Origin of the sequence: Labrys sedimenti, from assembly GCF_034424805.1 — a bacterium.
GTDB lineage: Bacteria > Pseudomonadota > Alphaproteobacteria > Rhizobiales > Labraceae > Labrys > Labrys sedimenti.
On the sequence record NZ_JAXOUF010000002.1, the window covers coordinates 232,225 to 249,551 of the forward strand.

A 17,327-nucleotide genomic window follows, 5' to 3' on the forward strand; every position below is an offset into this window, starting at 1 on the left:
TTGGGGCTACCAAGGCGTGAGGAAAATTACCGCCCATGCCCGCCGCTTCGATCGATACCCCCATCCGTCCCGTTCCGGTCAGCCACCGTATCGTCATCGGCATTGCCGCGCCGATGACGCTGGCGCATCTGTCCACGCCGCTGCTCGGGCTGGTCGACACCGCCGTGATCGGCCAGATCGGCAGCGAGGCCCTGCTCGGGGCGGTGGCGCTCAATGCCCTCCTGTTCGATTTCCTGTTCTGGGGCTTCGGTTTCCTGCGTATGGGGACCGCCGGCCTGACGGCACAGGCCGTCGGCGCCGACGACAGGCTGGAGCAGCGGGCGGTGTTCCTGCGGGCGCTGGTGATGGCAGGCGTGCTGGGCCTCGCCATGGTAGCGCTGCAGCGTGTCATTGCGATGATCGCCTTCCCGCTTCTCGGCGCTTCGCCGGAAGTGACCCATGCGGCCGAGATCTATTTCGCCATCCGCATCTGGTCCGCCCCCTTCGCCTTCGCCAATTATGCCGTGCTCGGCTGGCTGATCGGCCTGGGGCGCACCACCACCGGCCTGTTCCTGCAGATCGGCATCAACATCGTCAACATCCTGCTCTGCGTCCTGTTCACGCTGGGGATGGGCTGGGGCGTTACCGGCACGGCCTGGGCCACCACGCTGGCGGAGACGGCCGGTGTCGTCGCCGGCCTGGCCGTGGTGATTGCCCATTTCGGCGGTAATCTGGGCGTGCCGCGATCCCTTGTCTTCGACAGGGCCAAATTCGTGCGGATGATCGCTGTCAACCGCGACATCATGCTGCGCACCTTCGCCCTGCTGGCTGCCTTCGTCTTTTTCGGGCGCCAGGGGGCGCTGGCCGGCGACGTCACGCTGGCCGCCAACGCCATCCTCAACAATTTCTTCCTGGTCGGCGGCTATTTCCTCGACGGCATTGCCACCGCGGCCGAACAGCTCAGCGGGCGCTCGATCGGCGCCAACAACCGGCCGTCCTTCGAAAAGGCCGTGCGCTATTCGGTGATCTGGAGCCTGGGCCTGGCGATCGGCATGTCGGCCGTGCTGTTCGCGGCGGGCGGGGCCTTCATCGATTTCATGACCACCAGCGCCTCGGTTCGCGAATTGGCCCGGCAGTTCTTGCCCTATGCCGCCGTCACGCCCATAGCCGGTGCGCTCGCCTTCACCTTTGACGGCGTCTATGTCGGCGCCACCTGGAACGCAGCCATGCGCAACCTGATGGCGGTGGCGCTCGCCTGCTATTTCGGGCTGTGGTGGCTGCTGCAACCCCTCGGCAATCACGGGCTGTGGCTCGCCTTGATCGGCTTCCTGGTGGCGCGCGGCGCCGGGCAGGGGCTGGCCTATTTCCGCCTGTTGCCGGGCTCCTTTTCCGGCATCCAGACCAAGACCGCCTGAGCGGGCTGCACCGGATTGCGGCAACGCGATACCTTCGCTGCCTGAAATTTTCGCTTGGCCTCGCCGGCAAAATTAGTTGTAATCGTCCACTATATCGAGGGCAGGGCGCGGGTGCTCCGCCGGATGATTGGGAAGGATGGTCACGATGCTGGTCTCCGACGCCGAGCCGAAAGCCCCGGGCGCCACCATCCTGTCGGTCGAGAAGCTCACCGTCAGCCTGCCGCGCAACATGGAACGGCCCTACGCCGTCGAGGACATCTCCTTCGAACTCAAGGCTGGCGAGATCCTCTGCATCATCGGTGAATCCGGCTCGGGCAAGTCCGTCACCGCCAACACGATCATGGGACTGCTGTCGTCATCACTGACGGTGACGGGCGGGCGCATCCTGTTCAAGGGCATGGACCTGCTGGCGACCCGGGAAGAGCAGTTGCGCGATCTGCGCGGCCGGGCCGTCTCGATCATCTTCCAGGATCCGCTCTCGGCGCTCAATCCGCTGATGACCATCGGCGACCAGATCGCCGAGGCGATGGAGGCCCATGGCGTGGGCACGCTGGCCACGCGGGAACAAAAGGTCGTCGAGCTCCTCGGCGAAGTCGGGCTGCCCAACCCAACCACCATCCGCCACCAATATCCCTTCCGCCTCTCGGGCGGCCAGCGCCAGCGCGTGATGATCGCCATCGCCCTGGCCCTCGATCCGGACGTGCTGATCGCCGACGAACCGACCACGGCGCTCGACGTCACCACCCAGGCCCAGATCCTCGAGCTCATCCGCAAGATCCAGCGCCGCAAGGGCATGAGCGTGATGTTCATCACCCATGATTTCGGCGTGGTGGCCGAGATCGCCGACCGTGTCGTGGTGATGGAAAAGGGGCGCCTGGTGGAGCAGGGCACTGCCGCCCAGGTCCTGCGCGACCCACAGCACCCCTATACCAGGACGCTGATCGCGGCTGTGCCACGCATGGCGGCCGATGATGCCGCGCCTGCCGCTCTGCCCCCTGTCATCCTCGAGGCGGAGGGGATCAGCAAGACCTATCAGGGGCAGGGGCGCTTTTTCGCCAAGGGCACGCCGGTACGTGCCGTCGACGATGTGAGTTTTTCCATCCGGCAGGGCTGCACGCTGGGGCTGGTCGGGGAATCGGGTTCGGGCAAGTCCTCGCTGGGGCGGGTGCTGATGAAGCTGATGGGCAGCGATGGCGGCCGCATCCTGTTCGAGGGGCGGGACATCGCGCCCTTGCGCGAGGACGAGTTCCGGCCGCTGCGCCCGCGCATCCAGATGATCTTTCAGGATCCCTACGCCTCGCTCAATCCCCGCCATACCATCGGGCGCATTCTCACCGTCGGCCCCATCGCGCAGGGCATGGCCGCCGGCAGGGCCAAGGAGAAGGCGGTCGGCCTGCTCGCTCGCGTCGGTCTCGATGCCGGCGCCTATGACCGCTTTCCCCACGAATTCTCCGGCGGCCAGCGTCAGCGCATCGGCATTGCCCGGGCGCTGATGTTCGATCCCGTCCTGCTGATCGCCGACGAGGCGGTCTCCGCGCTCGACGTCTCGATCCAGGCCCAGATCCTGCAATTGCTGGCCCGTATCCAGAAGGAGATGCATCTGGCGATGATCTTCATCACCCATGACCTGCGTGTGGCCAGCCAGATCTGCGACGAGGTCGCGGTGATGTTCAAGGGCCGGATCGTCGAGTCCGGCCCGCCGGCGCAGGTCTTCAGGAAACCGCAGAACGACTACACCAAGCGCCTGGTGGCAGCCATTCCGGGCAGCGAGTGGGAGCCGGCCGCATGAAGGCAAAACGAGCCAGGCCGCCGACGCTGCCCGCGCATATTGATCTCGATGTGCTGGAGGATACGCTCAGCTTCTATATCCGGGTGATCAGCCTGGCCGTATCGCGCGATCTCGATGAATGGCTCGACGGCCTCGAAGTGGCCAAGGGCACCGGCAAGGTCACCACGCTGCTGCTGGTCGACAGCCATCCCGGCATCCGCCCCTCGGTGATCGCCCATTTGGTGATGAAGGACCGCTCCGCCATGGGGCGGCTGGTCGACCATATGATCGAGCAGGGGCTGCTCACCCGCCGGATCTCGTCCGACGACAGCCGGGCCCACGAACTTTACATCACGCCTGATGGCGCGGAGCTGGCCGCCAAGGTGCGCGTATTGGCGACGGAGCAGTCGAAACGCTTCTTCGACTTCATTCCCGAGCATGAGCAGAGACAGGTCATGGACATCCTGAAGCGGGCCTATTGCCGTTTCGTGGGCATGCCGCCTCACAACAGTGCCGATAAGGAAGGACAGGTGGCATGAGCGAGCAGAGGGTGGCCCTGATCTCGGGCGCCAATCGGGGCATCGGCCAGGCGGTCGCGGCTGAACTCGCCAGCCGGGGATGGCGGCTTTCATTGGGCATGCGGCGACCGGAGCAACCCGCCTGGGCAGATCGGGACCGCGTGCATCTGCAGGCCTATGACGCCGCCGATCCCCGGGCGGAGGCGGCCTGGAGCGCGGAGGCCCTGAAGCGCTTCGGGCGCATCGATGCAATCGTCGCCAATGCCGGCATCATGATCCCCAAGAACGTCATCGAGGCCGAGGACGAGGATCTCGACGCGATGCTGGCCGTGAACGTCAAGGCGCCGCGGCGCCTGGCCAAGGCAGCCTGGCAGGCGCTCTCCGAAAGCGGGAGCGGGCGGGTGATCGTCATCGCTTCGCTGTCGGGCAAGCGGGTCAAGTCCTCGCGGGCCGGGCTCTATTCCATCTCGAAATATGCGGCCGTCGCCCTGGCCCACGGCATCCGCCACGAGGGCTTCGAGCGCGGCATCCGCGCCACCGCGATCTGCCCCGGCTTCGTCGCCACCGACATGGCCCTCGGCCTGACCGACCGCGCGGCCGAGAAGATGACCTCGCCGCATGATCTTGCCCGCATCATCGCCATGCTGATCGACCTGCCCAACGAGGCCAGCGTCGCCGAATTCACCATCAACTGCCAGCTCGAAGAGTCCTACTGACATGCCCGGCCCCACTGTCATTCCCGTTCAAGGCGATGCGACGCTGCCCGCCAAGGTCGATGTCGTCGTCATCGGCGGCGGCATCATCGGTACCTCGACGGCGCTCGAACTGGCCGAACGGGGCCTCAAGGTCGCGCTCTGCGAGAAGGGCGGCATCGGCCAGGAACAGTCGAGCCGCAATTGGGGCTGGGTGCGCATTTCGCGCCGCGACCCACGCGAAGTGCCGCTGATGGCCGAGGCGCTGAGGATCTGGAAGACGCTCGACCAGCGGGTCGAGGGCGACACCGGCTATACCCGCGCCGGCATCATGTTCACTTGTGAGAACGACAAGGAATATGCCGACCACGAGCGCTGGAACCGCAATCTCGACGGCTACCAGCTCGACTCGCGCATGATCTCGGGCACCGAATACAAGCGGATGTTTCCGGGCACCACCATGGACATCAAGGGGGCGCTGTTCACTGCCGAGGACGGGCGGGCCGAGCCGCAGCGCGCCGCCCCCCTGATCGCGGAGGCGGCCCGGCGCAAAGGGGCTTCCATCCTGACCGAATGTGCCGTGCGCGGCATTGAGACGTCGGGCGGGGCGATCAGTGGCGTGGTCACCGAACGCGGACCGATCGCCTGCAGTGCCGTCGTCCTGGCCGGAGGTGCCTGGTCGAGCCTGTTCTCCGGCCGTTTCGGCATTCGCCTGCCACAGTTGAAGGTAAAGAATTCCGTCCTGCGCACCAAGCCGCTCGAAGGCGGGCCGGGGCCGGCGATCTGGTCCAACGGCTTTGCCGTGCGCAAGCGCGCCGATGGCGGCTACACCATCGCCTCCGGGCACGAGAACGTCGTTGACATCGTGCCCAACAGCTTCCGCTTCTTCTTCGATTTCCTGCCGGCGCTGCGCAAGGAATGGCGTTCGCTCAATCTGAGAATGGGTGGCCGCTTCTTCGAGGAAGCGCGGGTGCCCAAGCAATGGGCGATGGATGAGGTCAGTCCCTTCGAACGCTGCCGCGTTCTCGATCCCGAGCCGGCGAAGGAATTGACCGATGTCGCTCTGGCCAATCTCACCAAGGCCTTTCCCGTCTTCGCCAAGGCGGAGATCGCCCAGCGCTGGGCCGGCTATATCGACGTTACGCCGGATGCCGTGCCGGTGATCTCGCCCGTCGAAGCCATTCCCGGCTTCCATATCGCCACCGGCTTCTCCGGCCATGGCTTCGGCATCGGCCCGGCCGCCGGCAAGCTGATGGCGGACCTCGTCACGGGTCGGCAGCCCCTGGTCGACCCGGCCAATTTCCGTTTCTCCCGCTTCTCGGACGGATCGAAGATCGAGCTGATCAGCGGGTTCTGAGCCTGCCGGCCCGGGAGATCTCGGACCGGCAATCGACTGCAACAACAATAAAAATATCGTTACTCTCCAGAGGAAGTCATCATGTCGAAACAAGAGCGGAACCAGTTCCCCCACCCCAATCGCCGCCAGGCCCTCGGCCTGATGGCAGCGACCGGCGCCTCGGCGCTGCTGATGCCGGCCCTGCTCGGGCGGGAGGAGGCCCTGGCGGCCGGCAAGGACAAGCCGTCGGGCCAGATGGTCATCAGCTTCTCGCAGGAGCCGACGGTCTTCAATCCGCATCTGCTCCACATCGAGGTGGACGAGGGCATCCATTACAGCGTGTTCAATCCGCTGTTCGATGTCGATCCGGACGGCAAGTTCACGCCATCCCTCGCCGTCGAGGTGCCGAGCGTGGAGAATGGCGGCATTTCCGCCGACGGCCTCAATTGGAAGGTCAAGCTGCGCGACGGCGTCAAGTGGCATGACGGCAAGCCTTTCACGGCAGAGGATGTCAAGTTCACGCTGGAACTGATGGTCGACCCCAACTTCCGCAGTTGGCGGCGCACCGGCCATGAGCATGTGCGCGACATCAAGGTGGTGTCGCCGACCGAGATCACCTGGCGCCTGGAAAAACCCTTTGCGCCCTATCCCTCGATCCTGGCCTCCACCTTCATCGTGCCCAAGCACATCCTGGCCGAGGCTGCGGACAAGAACACCGCTCCCTTCAACAACGCGCCGGTTGGGACCGGGCCGTTCAAGTGGAGCAAGCGCGTCGCCGGCGATTATATCGAGCTCGCCGCCAATGAGGACTATTTCGGCGAAGGCCCTTATCTGGAGCGCGTCGTCTACAAATACATTCCCGACATGACGGTGATGTACACCCAGTTCAAGACCGGGGACGTCGACCTCGTCGGCCTGCAATGGATCACGGCCGATCATTATGAAGAAGCCAAGACGCTCGAGGGCAAGATCGTCACCGTGGTGCCGACGGCGACCATCGAGTCGGTCGCCTTCAACATGGAGCGCCCGCAGTTCAAGGACCCTGCCGTCCGCAAGGCGCTCTATCATGCGCTGGACAAGAAGACGATCATCGAAGCGCTGTATTACGGCCTGCCGACGCCGACCGAATCCTACATGCCGCAGCAGTCCTTTTATTACAATCCGGACCTGCCCAAGCAGGAATACGATCCCGAAAAGGCCAAGAAGGTGCTCGACGAGGCCGGCTGGGCGCCGGGTGCCGACGGTATCCGCGCCAAGGACGGCGTGCGCCTGTCCTTCAGCAACTCGACCACGGCCGGCAACCATCTGCGCGAGCAGGTGCAGCAATTCATGCAGCAATCCTTCAAGGATATCGGCGTGGAGATGACGATCTCCAACCTGCCGCCCGCCGTGATGTGGGGCGACTATTGGATGATGTCGAAATTCGACAGCGTCGTCGTCGGCCTGAACTTCCTGACCGGCCCCGACCCCGACACCTCCGACTATTTCATGTCCACCTCGATCGGGGCCAAGGGCGGCAACGGCCAGAACACCTGGCAATATGCCAATCCCGAAGTGGACAGGCTTCTGAAGGAGGCCGGCAACCTCTTCGTGCCGGAGGAGCGCCGCAAGCTTTATTTCAAGATCCAGGAGATCATGCGCACCGATCTGCCCTTCTTGCCGATGTATCAATACGCCACCGTGCGCGGGCGCAAGAAGGGCGTGGAAGGCTTCCTGCCCAACATCAACAACCGTATCGACAGCTGGAACGTCAACACCTGGCATTGGGCCAAATAGGCCACTCGGAAACGGGCCTGTCTGCCGATCTGAGCGGCACGCAGGCCCGCCACCCCGCCGACAGCCGGCCGACAAGGCCGGCCCGGAGCGTTTTGCGATGAGCGGGGCTGGCCTGGAATCGCAAAGACGCTCCGGCCAATCCGTTCGATTGGCTTGGAACCAAAGAGATAGAGCAAAAAGCGTTCGATCCTGAACGCGCTTTGCTCTTGTGGAGACGATCCCATGCTGCGCTATCTCGCTGGCCGGCTGTGGCAGAGCCTCATCCTGCTGCTGCTGGTCTCGGTCATCGGCTTCGCGGTGCTCAATCTGGCGCCCGGCGGACCGCTTTCGCAATATACGCTCACGCCGGGCATGACCAAGGAGGCGCTCGATCGCATCGCCGAGCAGATGGGCCTGAACCGCCCGCTGCCGATCCAGTATCTCGACTGGTTCTGGCGCTTGGTGCAGGGTGATTGGGGCCGGTCCTATCGCGACGGCCAGCCGGTGCTCGCCATCATCGGCGGGCACCTCTTCGCCACCCTGTTGCTGATGGGCTTTTCAACCCTGATCTCCATCATCCTCGGTACCTGGATCGGCGTGATGGGCGCCACGCGCCGCTATTCGCTGTTCGACACGCTGGCGACGGTGGGGGCGATGGTGGCGCTTTCCATTCCCACCTTCTGGTTCGGGCTGGTGGCGATCTACCTCTTTTCGCTGAAGTTGAAATGGCTGCCGGCGGGCAACATGTTCACGGTGGGTGACGGCAGCTTCGCCGACTATGCCATCCATCTCATCATGCCCAGCATCGTGCTGGCCCTGGTGAATGTGGCAGTGTGGAGCCGCTACATGCGCACGGCCACGCTCGACGTGATCAACCAGGATTTCGTGCGCACGGCCAAGGCCAAGGGGCTGAAGCCGCGCCGCGTGCTGGTCAAGCATGTGATCGGCAATGCCCTGCTGCCGATGATCACCCTGGCCGGCCTGCAGATACCCACCATCCTGAGCGGGGCGCTGGTGACGGAGACCGTCTTCACCTGGCCGGGCATGGGCCGGCTGTTCCTCGATAGCCTGGGCTACAGCGACTATCCGGTGATCATGGGGCTTTTGATGTTCTCGGCGATCCTGGTGCTCATCGGCAATCTGATCGCCGATCTGCTCGTCGCCTTCGTCGATCCCCGTATTCGGCTTGGCTAAAGCGTTTTGCGATTTGGCGGCATCGCCAAGAATCGCAAAGACGCGTCGAAACAAAGAGTTAGAGCAAAGAAGCGTTGTCGCGAAACGCGCTTTGCTCCTGGGAGAAAAAGATGGCTTCAGTAACCCTTTCCCCCGCATCGCCCTCGCCCAAGCCACGCTGGTGGCGCAACCGCACGGTGCGGCGCTTCTGCCGGCATCGGCTCGCCATGGTCGGCCTGGCGATGATCATCCTCCTGACGCTCGCCTGCATCCTCGGCCCGCGCCTGCTGCCCTATGACGAACTCTTCATCGATCTGAGGGCTCGTTTCGCGCCGCCTTTGACCGGCTACCACATCTTCGGCACCGATCCGCTCGGCCGCGACCTTGCCGCCCGCCTGTTCATGGCCGGGCGCATCTCGTTGCTGGTCGGCTTCTTCGCCATGCTGCTGAGCACAGCGCTCGGCACGGTGATCGGCGTCACTGCCGGCTATTATGGCGGTCTGGCCGGCTCGGCCCTGATGCGCTTCGTCGATGCTTTCCTGTCCTTCCCGAGCATCTTCCTCTTGCTCACGCTGGCGGCCTTCATCAAGCCGAGCCCGCTGATGATCACGGTGATCATCGCCGTCACCAGCTGGATGGAAGTGGCGCGCATTGTGGAGGCGGAAGTGCGCTCGCTGCGCGAGCGCGATTTCGTGCTGGCGGCGCGCATGGTGGGGCTGTCGAACAGCTGGATCATGTTCCGCGAATTGCTGCCCAACGTCATCGGGCCGATCATCGTGGCGGCGACGCTGACGGTAGCCCGCGCCATCCTGCTCGAGGCCTATGTGAGCTTCCTGGGCTATGGCATCCAGCCGCCGCTGCCGAGCTGGGGCAACATGCTGAATGGCGCCCAGCAATATCTCGCCAATGCGCCATGGCTCGCCATCGTGCCGGGCGTGGCGATCACGCTCGCCGTCACCAGCTTCAACTTCATCGGCGACGGGCTGCGCGACGCCCTCGATGCCCGAAGCGACCTGAACTGAGGGGGCTTCCATGTCGAAATTCTCTCCCTTCGACGCGACGCTCTGGTATGCGACGGCCGCTCCCGCGCCGCAGACCGCGGCCTTGGCCGGGCGCGTCCAGGCCGATGTCTGTATCGTCGGCGCCGGCTATACCGGCCTGACGACGGCGCTCGAACTGGTGCGCAAGGGCGTCAGCGTGGTGCTGCTGGAAGCGGAGCAGGCCGGTTTCGGCGGATCCGGCCGCAATGCCGGGCACTGCACGCCGACCTTCACCCATTTCAGCCTGCCCGAGTTGCGCAGGCTGCTCGGGGAGCCCTGGGCCGAGAGGTTGATCGCCCGGCAGACCCAGGCCAATGCCCGTGTCAGCGCCATGATCGAGCGCTACCAGATCCAGTGCGAATGGCAGCAGAACGGCTATGTCCAGGCGGCGGCCCGCCCGGGTGCCATCGACGCCATCAAGCATAAGGTCGAGCAATACAACGCCGCCGGCGCCCGCACCCGTTTCGTCGACAAGGCGGAAGTGGAGGCGATCACCGGCAGTCCGCGCTTCCATGGCGGCTGGTTTCATGGCGAGGCGGGCCATCTCAACCCGCTCGGCTATGCGCGTGGTTTGGCGCGCGCGGTGCAGCAGGAAGGCGGCGTGCTGCATACGGGATCGAAGGTGACCAATGTCACGCGCGAGGGCTCGCGCTGGGTGGCCCACACCGCCGATGGCAGCGTCGTGGCCGACAAGGTGATCTTCACCACCGGCGCCTACACGGTGGAGGGGTGGCCCAAGCTCGACCAGAGCTTCAAGATCATGCGCGTCTTCGTGGCGGCGACGCAGCCGCTCAGCGAGGAGGAGCGCCGCTCCGTCCTGCCCGAGAACACTACCATGCATGACGGCCGCGGCGACATCTATGTCTACAAATACAATGCCGAGGGCCGCATCGTCGCCTCGATGTTCCCGATGGGGCGGCGCGGACGCGACCTCGCCTATACCCACCAGGTGATGAGCGATCGCCTGAAATGGCTGCACCCACAGATCAGGCAGGAGATCCGCTGGGAATATTTCTGGTTCGGCGAGCTCGACATGCAGGCCAGGACCATCCCCCGTCTCTACGGCCTGGCACCCGGCGTCGTCGCCCTCACGGGCCTGTCCGGGCGGGGCGTACCCACCGGCAGCATGCTCGGCGGCATCCTGTCGGAATGGGCGCTGGACGTGCCGGAGCAGGAGCTCTCGCTCAAGGTCGAGCCCCTGCATAAGGCGCCGTTCTATATGAGCTTCGGGCCCCAACTCACGCTGCGCTACTACCGGGCGCGCGACTGGCTGAAGACCCGCATGGACGGCGTTCCACTGCCGCCGCACGCCTGAGCGGAATCCCCCGATTTTCCATTGTAGATCGCTGAAGGGCTCGACCGCTGGTTCGCGCCTGAGGCTGCTTGGACCGCCGTTCGGGCCCATCCTTCCATCGGCAAGTGAGGAGCTTCAATACAATTGTCATAACGTGATCACAATTTATGAATATGACCGGATATCGGTTGACAATATAGCTTTAATTCTGCTGATTGTGATCACAATGGCGCGCGATGCCGCATGGCGATGAGCGGTGCCACAATCCACTCAGCGGAGGTTCCTCGTGTCCAGCACGCCGATCGACAATGCAGCCATCGAGGCGCGGGTGAAGACCCTGCTGCCAGCGGAACGGCAGCTTTATGCCGAGCGCCGTCCCAGGGCACGGGCGATGGCGGAGCGCAAGGGCAAGGGCCTCTTCGACAATGTGCCGATGCACTGGATGCTCGACTGGCCGATGCCCTTCCCGATGGTGATCGAGCAGGCGAGCGGCGTGCACCTCACCGACATCGACGGCAATGCAGTGGTCGATCTCTGCCTCGGCGATACCGGCGCCATGTTCGGCCATGGGCCCGAGCCGATCCTGGAGGTGCTCAGGGCCGTCGGTCATCGCGGCCTGACGACGATGCTGCCATCCGCCGATGCCGAGATCGTCGGCGAACTGCTGGCCGCCCGTTTCGGCCTGCCGCATTGGCAGATCGGCGCCACGGCGAGCGATGCCAATCGCTTCGCCATCCGTGTGGCACGGGCCGTGACAGGGCGGCGCAAGATCCTGGTCTTCGATGGCTGCTATCACGGCGCTGTCGACGACACGCTGGTCGATCTCGTCAACGGACGCACCTTCTCCCGCCGCAGCCTGCTGGGACAGGTGGTCGATCTCGGCGAGACCACCATCGCCATTCCCTTCAATGACGAGGAGGCGCTGCGTCGGGCTTTGGCTTCGGGCGAGGTCGCCTGCGTGCTGGCCGAGCCGGTGATGACCAATTGCGGCATGATCCTGCCCGCGCCCGGCTTCCACGACACGCTGCGGCAGCTGACGCGCGAGCATGGCACGCTGCTGCTGATCGACGAGACCCATACGATTTCCACCGGTCTCGGCGGCTACACCATGCTGCATGGGTTGGAGCCGGACCTGATGGTGATGGGCAAGCCCATCGGCGGCGGCGTGCCGGTGAGCGTATGGGGCATGAGCACCGCGGTGGCCGAGGGCCTCGATCGGGCGCGGCGCGCGCGCGACAGCCACGGCCATTCCGGCATCGGCACCACCCTGTCCGGCAGTGCGCTGCAGTTGGCCTGCCTCAGGGCCAGCCTGGAAAGGGTGATGACATCAGAGACCTATGCCACCATGGCTGCGCGCACCGACATCATCGAGGCGGGCCTCATCAAGGCCATAGGGGCGCAGGGGCTGCCCTGGCATGTCACGCGCGTCGGCGCCCGGCTGGAAGTGGTGTTCAGCTCCGAGCCGGTGCGCAACGCGGCTGAGGCCCGGGAAGCCGCCTCCTCGGTCATCGAGGAGGGCCTGCATCTCTCCCTGCTCAATCGCGGCTTCCTGCTCACCCCCTTCCACAACATGATCCTGGTCAGCCCGGCCTTGGCCGAGGCGGAAGCCCGCGCGCTGGTTGCCGCCTATGGCGAGATCCTCGCCCGCTTCTGCCAGGCCGGGGAGGCGGTGTGATGGCCGACGCCCTGTCGACGCGGCCGGCCCAGGCGGCCGATATCGCCGAAGCCGAGGCCTTCCTGGCCGATCACCCCGAGATCGGCGCCTTCGATCTGGTGCTGATCGATATCAACGGGATTGCCCGCGGCAAGATCATCCGGCGCGAGGAATTGCTGCCGCTGTTCCGTGGTGGCCGGCATCTGCCCGGCTCCATTCTCGGCCTCGACGTCACCGGCGAGGATGTCGAGGAAACCGGCCTGGTCTGGTCGGATGGCGATGCCGACAGGCGCGCCTGGCCGATCGCCGGCTCTCTGGTGCCGCTGCCCTGGACCTCGCCGCCGCGCGGCGAGGTGCGCCTGTCGTTGTTCGAGCTCGACGGCTCGCCGATGGCCGCCGACCCTCGTCATGTCCTGGCCGGCCAGCAGGCTCTGCTGCAGGCCGAGGGCAGGCAGCCCGTTGCGGCCTTCGAACTCGAGTTCTATTTGCTCGACCGCGAAACGGCGAATGGTCGGCCCCAACCGCTCCGCATGCCGCTGACCGGCGAAAGGCTTGATGGCATCCATGTCTACAGCGTCGACGAGCTCGATCGTCTCGAGCCTTTCGTTGACGCGGTCTATCGCGCCGCCGAGGCCCAGGCCTTGCCGGTGCAGACGCTGATCTCCGAATATGCGCCGGGCCAGTTCGAACTGACCCTGCGCCATCGCGAGGATGCGCTGCGCGCCGCCGACGATCTCATCATGCTGAAGCGGCTGCTGCGGGCGCTCGCCGTGCGCCACGGCATGAAGGCCTGCTTCATGGCCAAGCCCTTCGCCGGCCGTGCCGGTTCGGGCATGCACGCCCATGCCAGCCTGACAGGCCGCGACGGTGCCAATCTCTTCGCCGACCGGAATGGGGAGCTTGCGCCGGCCCTGCATCACGCCATCACCGGTCTGCTGGAGACCATGACGGAGAGCATGCTGGTCTTCGCGCCCCACCTCAATTCGTGGCGACGCTTCGCGGCGCAGAGCTATGCGCCGACGGCGCCGAGCTGGGGCGTCAACAACCGGGCCGTCGCCGTGCGCGTTCCCGCGGGCTCGCCGGAAGGCCGGCACCTGGAGCAGCGTGCCGCCGGCGTCGACGCCAATCCCTATCTGGTCGGCGCGGTCGTCCTGGCGGGCATCCGCCGGGGCCTTGCCGCCCAGCGCGATCCGGGGGCCCCGGCCACCGCCTATGCGAGCGCGGCCGACGATGTCCTGCCGGCCGATTGGCGCAGCGCCATCGAGGCGGCGGCAGGCTCCGCCTTCCTGAAGGAAGCTCTGGGCGAGCGCCTTCATCACGTGCTGCTGGCGCTCAAGCGGGCTGAATACCGGCGTTTTGCCGCCGATATCACCGCATTGGAGCTGCAGCTTTATGGAGAGATCGTCTGAGATGGCCAGGCGGAACGTTCTGATTGCCGGCGGCGCCGGTGGAATGGGTCTGGCGACGGCCCTGCGCTTTGCCCAGGATGGCGCGCGCGTGGTCCTGGCGGATCTTCCCGGCCCGCGTCTCGAAGAGGCTCGGGCGAGGGTGGCGGATGCGGGTGCCGAGGTGCTCGCCTTGGCGCTCGACATGCGCTCCGCCCAGGCCTGCCGCGAGGCGGTGGCGAGGGCAACCGAGGCCGACCGTCTCGATGTGCTCGTCAATGCGGCGGGCGTCTGGCTGGAAGGCCCCGCCACGTCGGTCGGTGAGGAGGACTGGGACCGCGTGCTCGACGTCAACCTCAAGGGTGCCTTCTTCCTGATCTCGGCCGCCATTCCCCATCTCGCCGTCTCTCGCGGGGTGATCGTCAACATCGCTTCCGATGCCGGGCTGGTCGGCAACAACGGGGCGGCCGTCTATTGCGCCTCCAAGGGCGGGCTGGTGCTGCTCAGCAAGGCCCTGGCGCTGGAACTCGCGCCGCAGGGCATCCGCGTCAATGCGATCTGCCCCGGCGACGTCGCCACGCCGATGATCGAATACCAGGCCGCGACCTATGGCGACGGCGATCCCGACGCCTATAAGCGGCGGCTGCTCGGCAACTACCCGCAGGGCGAGAACGCCCGTTTCATCAAGGCCGAAGAGATTGCCGGCCTCATCCATTATCTCTGCCAGCCCGGCGCAGCACCGATCACCGGCGCTGCCCTTTCCATCGATTTCGGTATCACCGCAGGCTATTGAACCCGAGCTTTTGGCATGAAGACCTTCTACACCGCCGACCACCATCTCCATCACAGCGGCATGGAGCTTTCCTTCGGCAAGATCGTCGAGACCTTCGAAAAGCCGGAACGGGCCGAGATCATCCTGGCTCGGGTCAAGGAAGTGGGGCTCGGCCCGGTGCTGACTCCGCAGGACTATGAGATAGCGTCGATCAAGCGCATCCATACGCCTGACTATGTCGATTTCCTCAGGGGCGTGTATGAGGAATGGCGGGCGGCTGGCCGCGACGGCGAGGTCTGGCCCTATAGCTGGCGCCACCGTTCCATGCCGCCTATCGACAAGGCGCCGAGTGGCCTTGATGCCCGTCTTTCCTATTATTCCTTCGACATGGCCGGCTCGATCACCGCCACCACCTGGCGGGCGGCCAAGCGTGCTGCCGACACCGCGCTCGCCGGCGCCGATGCCGTGCTCGGCGGCGAGCGCACGGCCTTCTCGCTGTGCCGCCCGCCCGGCCATCATGCGGGCCGCGATTTCTTCGGTGGCTATTGCTACCTCAACAATGCCGCCATCGCCGTGCAGCGTTTCCGCGATGCCGGTCGTTCCCGCGTTGCGGTGCTCGACGTCGACTATCATCACGGCAACGGTACGCAGGAGATCTTCTATGATCGCGCCGACGTGCTGGTGGCGTCCATGCATGGCGATCCCGATTTCGAGTTTCCCTTCCATCTCGGTTATGCCCGCGAGCGCGGAGAGGGAGCGGGCGAGGGCTTCAACTTCAACTATCCGCTACCATCCGGCACGCAGTGGCCGGAATGGTCCGTCGCCTTCGAGGACGCCTGCGGCAGGATCGCGGCCTTCGATGCGCAGGCTCTCGTGGTTTCGCTCGGGGTCGACACCTACAAGGACGACCCGATCTCGCAATTCAAGCTCGACAGCCCGCATTTCAGCGAGATCGGGGCACGGATCGCGGCGCTGGGGCTGCCGACCCTGTTCGTGATGGAAGGCGGCTATGCCGTCGGGGCGCTCGGGGTCAATGCCGTCAATGTCCTCACCGGCTTCGAACAGGCGGGAGGGTGAGATGGCTTCGGGATCTTTCGTCCGCTCGCGCTCCGTCTTGGTCACGGGGGCTGGCTCTCCCGACGGGATCGGATTCGCCATTGCCAGGACCTTCGGGCGGGCCGGCCTTTCGGTGGCGATAACGGCCTCGACCGACCGCATCTACCGCCGCGCTGCGGAACTCGAGGCCGAGGGCATCGAAGCCTGGGCGGCGGTTGCAGATCTGACGCAGCCCGACGCGGTGCGCCGATTGCGGTCGGCCGCCGGCGATGTCGACATCCTCGTCAACAATGCCGGCATGGGCAGCGTGTCGCAGCCGGCGGTGCAGAAGCGCTTCGTCGATCTCGACGAGGCTGAATGGAGCCGGGGCATCGACGTCAGCCTGAAGACAGCCTTCCTGGTGACGCGGGCCTTCCTGCCGGCCATGATCGCCAAGCGACATGGGCGCATCGTCAATGTCGCCTCGGTCACCGGCCCCTATGTCTCCAATCCCGGCGAGGCTGCCTATTCGGCAGCAAAGGCCGGCATGGTTGGGCTGACCCACGCCCTTGCCCTGGAAGTGGCCGGGGATGGCGTGACCGTCAATGCGGTGGCGCCAGGCTGGATCGAGACGGGTTCCTCCACCGAGGAGGAACGTGTCGCCGCCCGTGCTACGCCACCTGGGCGTGCTGGAACGCCCGACGAGGTCGCCGTCGCAGTGGCCTTCCTGGCCTCCGACGGCGCCAGCTACGTCAACGGTTCCGTGCTGGTGGTGGATGGCGGCAACATCCTGCAGGAGCGCAAGGCCTAGTTCGCGCCCAGGCCGAGGGTGTGCCGCAGCAGGTACATGCCGTCGAGAATGTCGGCCTCGATGGCGGTGCGCAGCGAATCCGCATCGTTCCGGCGGATCGCCTCGATCGCCATCTTGTGCTTGTCGATGATCTCGGCGCCTTCGACCACGTCATAGATGGTGCGCATGAACGGGCCGAACTGCACCCAGACGCTTTCGAGCAGCGGCACCAGCACGTCCGAATTGCCGGCGCGATAGAGCTCGAAGTGGAAGTTGTAATTGGCCAGCATGTAGACGTCGGCGCTGCCGGTCTTGTAGTTCCGGTTCATCGTCTCGTCATGGGCGATCATGCGCTCCAGCCTGTCGCCATCGACAAAAGGCAGGGCACGCCGGGCGCAGAGCGGCTCGAGGGCGAGCCGTGCGCTCATCAGCTCCTCGAAGCGGGCCACGGTCAGATGCGGCACGCAGACCCGCCTGTTCTGCTGGACTTCCAGGGCGTTCTCGGCGGCGAGGCGGCGGATCGCCTCGCGGCAGGGCATCACGCCCACGCCCAGCATATCGCTGATGCCGCGCAGGCTCATGCTCTTGCCGGGAGGGAAATTACCGATGATCAACTGCTCGCGCAGCGTCCTGTAGACCTGCTGGTGCAGTGGATTGGTCGCGGTGTCGGCCGGTTCGACGGCAGCGAGACTATCGTTGCTCATCCCAGACTGTGATCACA

At 65.4% G+C, this 17,327-nt stretch carries 15 protein-coding genes; 14 read left to right on the forward strand and 1 reads right to left on the reverse strand.

The genetic code is table 11. The features are described 5' to 3' along the window. Positions 1 to 35 precede the first annotated feature (35 nt). The 14 genes from U1R88_RS07500 to U1R88_RS07565 all read left to right on the forward strand — a co-directional run bounded on the left by U1R88_RS07500 (position 36) and on the right by U1R88_RS07565 (position 16,627). Complete coding sequence (locus U1R88_RS07500; RefSeq protein ID WP_322430691.1) at positions 36 to 1,394, forward strand: MATE family efflux transporter; 1,359 nt, start codon at positions 36 to 38, stop codon at positions 1,392 to 1,394. A gap of 145 nt (positions 1,395 to 1,539) precedes the next feature. After that, positions 1,540 to 3,183 carry an ABC transporter ATP-binding protein gene (locus tag U1R88_RS07505; protein WP_322430692.1) on the forward strand — a complete coding sequence of 548 codons (1,644 nt, stop codon included), beginning with the start codon at positions 1,540 to 1,542 and terminating at the stop codon, positions 3,181 to 3,183. After that, on the forward strand, positions 3,180 to 3,701 hold the full coding sequence (locus U1R88_RS07510; RefSeq protein WP_322430693.1) for a MarR family winged helix-turn-helix transcriptional regulator: 522 nt from the start codon (positions 3,180 to 3,182) through the stop codon (positions 3,699 to 3,701). Before U1R88_RS07505 ends, U1R88_RS07510 begins: the two co-directional genes overlap by 4 nt. Beyond that, positions 3,698 to 4,396, forward strand: coding sequence for an SDR family NAD(P)-dependent oxidoreductase (locus U1R88_RS07515; protein ID WP_322430694.1), 699 nt, complete (start codon positions 3,698 to 3,700; stop codon positions 4,394 to 4,396). The genes U1R88_RS07510 and U1R88_RS07515 overlap by 4 nt, the downstream gene beginning before the upstream one ends. Before the next feature lies 1 nt (position 4,397). Then, positions 4,398 to 5,729, forward strand: coding sequence for an NAD(P)/FAD-dependent oxidoreductase (locus U1R88_RS07520; RefSeq protein WP_322430695.1), 1,332 nt, complete (start codon positions 4,398 to 4,400; stop codon positions 5,727 to 5,729). Between the two features lie 81 nt (positions 5,730 to 5,810). Continuing rightward, positions 5,811 to 7,484, forward strand: a complete 1,674-nt coding sequence (locus U1R88_RS07525) for a peptide ABC transporter substrate-binding protein (protein WP_322430696.1) — start codon at positions 5,811 to 5,813, stop codon at positions 7,482 to 7,484. 222 nt (positions 7,485 to 7,706) lie between these two features. Next, positions 7,707 to 8,657, forward strand: a complete 951-nt coding sequence (locus tag U1R88_RS07530; RefSeq protein ID WP_068288182.1) for an ABC transporter permease — start codon at positions 7,707 to 7,709, stop codon at positions 8,655 to 8,657. A 110-nt stretch (positions 8,658 to 8,767) separates the two neighbouring features. Next, positions 8,768 to 9,658, forward strand: a complete 891-nt coding sequence (locus U1R88_RS07535) for an ABC transporter permease (protein ID WP_322430697.1) — start codon at positions 8,768 to 8,770, stop codon at positions 9,656 to 9,658. Positions 9,659 to 9,668: 10 nt separating this feature from the next. Further along, entirely contained in the window at positions 9,669 to 10,991 is a 1,323-nt protein-coding gene (locus U1R88_RS07540) for an NAD(P)/FAD-dependent oxidoreductase (RefSeq protein WP_322430698.1), read from the forward strand. A 265-nt stretch (positions 10,992 to 11,256) separates the two neighbouring features. Continuing rightward, positions 11,257 to 12,645, forward strand: a complete 1,389-nt coding sequence (locus U1R88_RS07545; protein WP_322430699.1) for a transaminase — start codon at positions 11,257 to 11,259, stop codon at positions 12,643 to 12,645. Then, positions 12,645 to 14,033 carry a glutamine synthetase family protein gene (locus U1R88_RS07550; RefSeq protein WP_322430700.1) on the forward strand — a complete coding sequence of 463 codons (1,389 nt, stop codon included), beginning with the start codon at positions 12,645 to 12,647 and terminating at the stop codon, positions 14,031 to 14,033. Before U1R88_RS07545 ends, U1R88_RS07550 begins: the two co-directional genes overlap by 1 nt. Before the next feature lies 1 nt (position 14,034). Then, positions 14,035 to 14,802 carry an SDR family NAD(P)-dependent oxidoreductase gene (locus U1R88_RS07555; protein ID WP_322430701.1) on the forward strand — a complete coding sequence of 256 codons (768 nt, stop codon included), beginning with the start codon at positions 14,035 to 14,037 and terminating at the stop codon, positions 14,800 to 14,802. A 15-nt stretch (positions 14,803 to 14,817) separates the two neighbouring features. Next, the gene (locus tag U1R88_RS07560; protein ID WP_322430702.1) at positions 14,818 to 15,858 is read left to right on the forward strand and encodes a histone deacetylase family protein; all 1,041 of its coding nucleotides are present in this window, start codon (positions 14,818 to 14,820) and stop codon (positions 15,856 to 15,858) included. A gap of 1 nt (position 15,859) precedes the next feature. Continuing rightward, positions 15,860 to 16,627 (forward strand): SDR family NAD(P)-dependent oxidoreductase, encoded by a 768-nt coding sequence (locus U1R88_RS07565; RefSeq protein WP_322430703.1) that lies wholly within the window; start codon positions 15,860 to 15,862, stop codon positions 16,625 to 16,627. On the opposite strand, the gene U1R88_RS07570 is transcribed toward U1R88_RS07565, so the two are convergent. Continuing rightward, positions 16,624 to 17,310, reverse strand: a complete 687-nt coding sequence (locus U1R88_RS07570; RefSeq protein WP_322430704.1) for a GntR family transcriptional regulator — start codon at positions 17,308 to 17,310, stop codon at positions 16,624 to 16,626. The two genes, U1R88_RS07565 and U1R88_RS07570, sit on opposite strands and share 4 nt — an antisense overlap. Positions 17,311 to 17,327 lie beyond the last annotated feature (17 nt).

Coding starts and splice junctions, on each gene's coding strand:
- U1R88_RS07510 (WP_322430693.1), top strand. CDS start 3,180: ATGAAGGCAAAACGAGCCAGGCCGCCGACGCTGCCCGCGCATATTGAT.
- U1R88_RS07540 (WP_322430698.1), top strand. CDS start 9,669: ATGTCGAAATTCTCTCCCTTCGACGCGACGCTCTGGTATGCGACGGCC.
- U1R88_RS07560 (WP_322430702.1), top strand. CDS start 14,818: ATGAAGACCTTCTACACCGCCGACCACCATCTCCATCACAGCGGCATG.
- U1R88_RS07570 (WP_322430704.1), bottom strand. CDS start 17,310: ATGAGCAACGATAGTCTCGCTGCCGTCGAACCGGCCGACACCGCGACC.
- U1R88_RS07500 (WP_322430691.1), top strand. CDS start 36: ATGCCCGCCGCTTCGATCGATACCCCCATCCGTCCCGTTCCGGTCAGC.
- U1R88_RS07525 (WP_322430696.1), top strand. CDS start 5,811: ATGTCGAAACAAGAGCGGAACCAGTTCCCCCACCCCAATCGCCGCCAG.
- U1R88_RS07505 (WP_322430692.1), top strand. CDS start 1,540: ATGCTGGTCTCCGACGCCGAGCCGAAAGCCCCGGGCGCCACCATCCTG.
- U1R88_RS07515 (WP_322430694.1), top strand. CDS start 3,698: ATGAGCGAGCAGAGGGTGGCCCTGATCTCGGGCGCCAATCGGGGCATC.
- U1R88_RS07535 (WP_322430697.1), top strand. CDS start 8,768: ATGGCTTCAGTAACCCTTTCCCCCGCATCGCCCTCGCCCAAGCCACGC.
- U1R88_RS07550 (WP_322430700.1), top strand. CDS start 12,645: ATGGCCGACGCCCTGTCGACGCGGCCGGCCCAGGCGGCCGATATCGCC.
- U1R88_RS07520 (WP_322430695.1), top strand. CDS start 4,398: ATGCCCGGCCCCACTGTCATTCCCGTTCAAGGCGATGCGACGCTGCCC.
- U1R88_RS07565 (WP_322430703.1), top strand. CDS start 15,860: ATGGCTTCGGGATCTTTCGTCCGCTCGCGCTCCGTCTTGGTCACGGGG.
- U1R88_RS07530 (WP_068288182.1), top strand. CDS start 7,707: ATGCTGCGCTATCTCGCTGGCCGGCTGTGGCAGAGCCTCATCCTGCTG.
- U1R88_RS07555 (WP_322430701.1), top strand. CDS start 14,035: ATGGCCAGGCGGAACGTTCTGATTGCCGGCGGCGCCGGTGGAATGGGT.